The 3,606-nt window shown below is 72.7% G+C and carries 6 protein-coding genes; 1 reads left to right on the top strand and 5 read right to left on the bottom strand.

Annotation, left to right across the window (positions count from 1 at the left end):
- The coding region (locus tag H5J33_RS27425) for a PP2C family protein-serine/threonine phosphatase (protein ID WP_181797521.1) at positions 1-858 on the top strand (858 nt) is incomplete at its 5' end.
- A 48-nt stretch (positions 859-906) separates the two neighbouring features.
- Here the strand turns inward: H5J33_RS27425 and H5J33_RS27430 are convergent.
- From H5J33_RS27430 to H5J33_RS27450, 5 genes are all read right to left on the bottom strand, one after another.
- The gene (locus H5J33_RS27430) at positions 907-1,155 is read right to left on the bottom strand and encodes a chaplin (protein ID WP_181797522.1); all 249 of its coding nucleotides are present in this window, start codon (positions 1,153-1,155) and stop codon (positions 907-909) included.
- Between the two features lie 117 nt (positions 1,156-1,272).
- Positions 1,273-1,443: a hypothetical protein gene (locus tag H5J33_RS27435; RefSeq protein WP_181797526.1), complete on the bottom strand. Its 171-nt coding sequence runs from the start codon at positions 1,441-1,443 to the stop codon at positions 1,273-1,275.
- Positions 1,443-1,886, bottom strand: a complete 444-nt coding sequence (locus tag H5J33_RS27440) for an ATP-binding protein (RefSeq protein WP_181797523.1) — start codon at positions 1,884-1,886, stop codon at positions 1,443-1,445. The genes H5J33_RS27435 and H5J33_RS27440 overlap by 1 nt, the downstream gene beginning before the upstream one ends.
- Positions 1,886-2,266, bottom strand: a complete 381-nt coding sequence (locus H5J33_RS27445) for an STAS domain-containing protein (protein ID WP_181797524.1) — start codon at positions 2,264-2,266, stop codon at positions 1,886-1,888. The genes H5J33_RS27440 and H5J33_RS27445 overlap by 1 nt, the downstream gene beginning before the upstream one ends.
- Entirely contained in the window at positions 2,263-3,156 is an 894-nt protein-coding gene (locus H5J33_RS27450; RefSeq protein WP_181797525.1) for an STAS domain-containing protein, read from the bottom strand. The genes H5J33_RS27445 and H5J33_RS27450 overlap by 4 nt, the downstream gene beginning before the upstream one ends.
- Positions 3,157-3,606: the final 450 nt, after the last annotated feature.

Below are 3,606 nucleotides of genomic sequence, written 5' to 3' on the forward strand. Positions count from 1 at the left end.
GGCGGGCGCACCGTGCAGGGGGTGCTGACACTGGCCGCGCCGGGCGACCGCTTCGCCCCGGACACCACCGTGATGCTGCTGGAGCTGGCCCGGCGGGCGGGCATCGCGCTGGAGAACGCCCGTCAGTACGAGCAGCACCGGGATGTCGCCGAGGCGCTGCAACGCGCGCAGCTGACGAAGCTGCCCTCCGTGCGGGGCCTGGACCTGGCCGCGCGCTATCTGCCGGCGACGCACGGCCTGAACATCGGGGGCGACTGGTACGACGCCTTCACCCAGCCGGACGGCAGTGTGCTGGCGGTGATAGGTGACGTCACCGGACACGGGCTGCGCGCGGCGGTCATCATGGGCCAGTTGCGCACCGCGCTGCGCGCCTACGCCGTCGAGGGCAACGGCCCGGCGCGGATCCTCACCCTGCTGCACCGCATGCTCCGCCATCAGCAGCCGGAGCTGTACGCGACGTGTGCCATCGCCCGGTTCACGCCCGGGGAGCCGGAGGTGGTGTGGGCCGCCGCGGGGCATCCGCCGGCCGTCGCCCGCGGACCGCGGGGACAGGTGCGGGTGCTGGAGGCGAAGCCGGGGATCATGCTGGGGGTGCCGCTGCCGTACGAGTACGAGGAGCACACCGTCGAGTTGCCGGCCGGATCCGTCCTCGCGCTGTACACGGATGGTCTGGTGGAGCGGCGGACCGCCGGGATCGACGCGGGCATCGACCGGCTCGCCCGCGCGATGCAGGTGCTCGGCCCCGCGGAGCTGTCGGCGCTGGACGCGGCGGCCGACGCGCTGCTGAAGCCGATGCTGCACGACTCCGAACACGACGACGACATCTGCCTGTTGCTGTGCCGCACCACGAGCGGGTGAACGGCCGTGCGCCGGCCCCCCGTCGCGGGGGCCGGCGCACGGCGGGGGTCACTTGTTCAGACAGGCGTTGCCGAAGGCCGGGTTCAGCAGGCCGATGATGTCGATGCTGTTGCCGCAGACGTTGGCCTGGATCTCGATCGGCACCTGGATGACGTTGCCGGACAGGACCCCGGGGCTGTTGGCGGCGACGCCCACCGCGGACGCGCCGCCGCCGTCGGAGGCGAAGGCGTCGGCCGTGCCGGCCAGGGCGAGGGCTGCGGTGATGACGGTGGTGGTGGCCAAGGAACGAAGACGCATGTTCTGCCTCACTGGTTGACGTCGGAACGTCTCCATCACATCGGGGGGATGTGCGGTTCGCCTCCGCTGCTACGCCGTCCGGGCGGCCCTCGCCGCGACATTCCCCCGTCCGGCCGGTCAGGCGGCGGACGGGAAGCGTTCCCAGACCCGGTGCGCGCCGAGCAGCCGGGTGAGCTCCGAGAGCACGCCGGTGGCGGTGTCCCCGGCGATCACGCCGGGAGCGTCCAGCGGGATGGCGGCCCGCACCCGGGTGGAGTCGTGCACCGGGATCTCCCACACCCGGCTCATCACACCCCCGGGCGCGACGCGGGCACCTGGACCACCCAGGCCACGGCCGTGACGGTCGTGCCCCGGCCGGGCTCGGTGTCGACACTGAACTCGTGCACCAGCCGCTTCGCTCCGCTCAGTCCCAGCCCCAGGCCGCCGCCGGTGGTGTACCCGTCGGTCATGGCCAGTTCCAGATCGCGGATGCCCGGACCCTCGTCGATGAAACACATCCGCAGGCCGCGACTGCGCCCGTTGTCCAGCGAGGTGATCTCCACCCGCCCGCCACCGCCGTGCACCAGAGTGTTGCGGGCCAGCTCGCTCGCCGCCGTGACCAGCTTGGTCTGCTGCACCAAGCCGAAGCCGAGCCCCGCCGCGCACTGCCGCACCTGCTGCCGTACCCAGGCCAGATCCGCGTCCGAGCCGATGGGCAGGCTCGTCGTGGAGATCCGGCCGGACGGCTGCATCAGCTCCCCCTCTGGTTCAGCAGTTCCATGGCACGGTCCACGTCCAGCGCGGTGTCCAGGCCGGGCAGCGTGAGCCCCAGCTCGACCAGGGTGATCGCCACGGCGGGCCGCATCCCGGCCAGGACCGTACGCGCCGCCAGCAGCCCGGCCGTGGAGGCGATCTCCGCGAGCACCCGGCCGAGGAAGGAGTCGACGATGTCCACCCCGGAGATGTCGATCACCACTCCGGTCACCCGGTTGCCGGCGATGCGGTGGGTGATGTCCTGCTGCAACTGCTCGGCCAGGCCGTCGTGCAGCTCGCCCTGGAGGGAGACCAGCAGCACGTCGCCGAGGGCGAGCACCGGGACGTGGGCCGGCTGGCCGGGGAGGGGCTGGTTCACCGGGCACCCGCATCCGTGTGCGCCCGGGACACCTCGATGCCCTGTTTGCCGAGCGCGTAGGCCAGCGCGTCGGCCAGCGAGGACCGGGTGATGATCGTCCCGAGGTCGATGCCGAGGTGGACGATGGTCTGCGCGATGGCCGGGCGGATGCCGGAGACGATGCATTCCGCGCCCATCAGCCGGGCCGCGGCGACCGTCTTCATCAGGTGCTGGGCGACGAGCGAGTCGACGGTCGGCACACCGGTGATGTCGAGGATCGCGTACCGGGCCCGCTGGTCCACGATCGCCTCCAGCAACGACTCCATCACCACCTGGCTGCGCGCGCTGTCCAGGGTGCCGATCAGCGGCACGGCGACCGTGCCCTCCCACAGCTTGATCACCGGGGTGGCCACCTCGAGCAGCTGCTGCCGCTGCCGCTCGATCAGCTCGGCGTTCGCGTCCAGCGCCGTCTCCATCACGACCAGCCGCAGCGTGCCCAGCAGCAGGGTCAGCGCCAGCACGGCCTCCTGGGCCCCCGGGGCCGTGGGGTCGGTGAACTCCTCACGCAGCAGGTCCACCGCGGGCATGCGCAGCCCGGCCACCTCGTCGGCGATCTGCGAGGCGGTGGACCCGGCGCGGGCCCGGGTCTGCGTCATCCGTCCCAACTGGTCGCGCACCGGCACGAAGCCGGGCGAGCCCACGTCTTCCAGCCGTCCGCTGACGGCCACCTCGGAGAGCGCTTCCACCACGGCCTTGCACGCCTCCACCGCCTCGTCGCGGGAGACGGTGAAGACCGAGCGGAACAAGGGCGTGTCGGCCCAGCGCTGGGCGATCTGCTCCTTGCGCTGTTCCAGGAAGGTACTCACCACCTGAGGTGCCGATACGGCCGCGTCCTGCTCGGGCACTGTCATCCTCTCCTCTCGCACAGCCAGGTGTGCCGGTGGGCCGGCTCTCGAAGCCGATCATTGCCGACCGCCCACCGTAGCGACCGGTGTACGGCCGGGCCAAACCCGCTCCCGGCTCTGTGACCAGGCCGACCACCGCCCGGAACCGGGACGGCCGGCCCGGCTCGACGGGCGGGCGAGAGGGCGGGGCCCGGTCGGGCGTCCACTGCTGGTCCGGGTACGACGGCTCGGCTCCTTCGGTGCCTGCGACTGTCGCCGGCCCGGTGGAGCGCGTCCGCCGGGGCCGGCGTCGGTCTGGCGCCTACCCCGTAAACCCGCCGGCTCTCCTACGTCTTGCCGACGTCACCCGCGCGTGCGACCCGCCGCCGGGACGGGCGGGGCGGCCGTGCGGGATCCGGCGGCCGGGAAAGGGGGAACAGACGGCCGAACCGAGCCGGAGGAATCGGCTGGAAAGAG

Origin of the sequence: Streptomyces sp. WELS2 (genome assembly GCF_013870595.1) — a bacterium.
Lineage (GTDB): Bacteria > Actinomycetota > Actinomycetes > Streptomycetales > Streptomycetaceae > Streptomyces.

Coding starts and splice junctions, on each gene's coding strand:
- H5J33_RS27430 (WP_181797522.1), bottom strand. CDS start 1,155: ATGCGTCTTCGTTCCTTGGCCACCACCACCGTCATCACCGCAGCCCTC.
- H5J33_RS27435 (WP_181797526.1), bottom strand. CDS start 1,443: ATGAGCCGGGTGTGGGAGATCCCGGTGCACGACTCCACCCGGGTGCGG.
- H5J33_RS27440 (WP_181797523.1), bottom strand. CDS start 1,886: ATGCAGCCGTCCGGCCGGATCTCCACGACGAGCCTGCCCATCGGCTCG.
- H5J33_RS27450 (WP_181797525.1), bottom strand. CDS start 3,156: ATGACAGTGCCCGAGCAGGACGCGGCCGTATCGGCACCTCAGGTGGTG.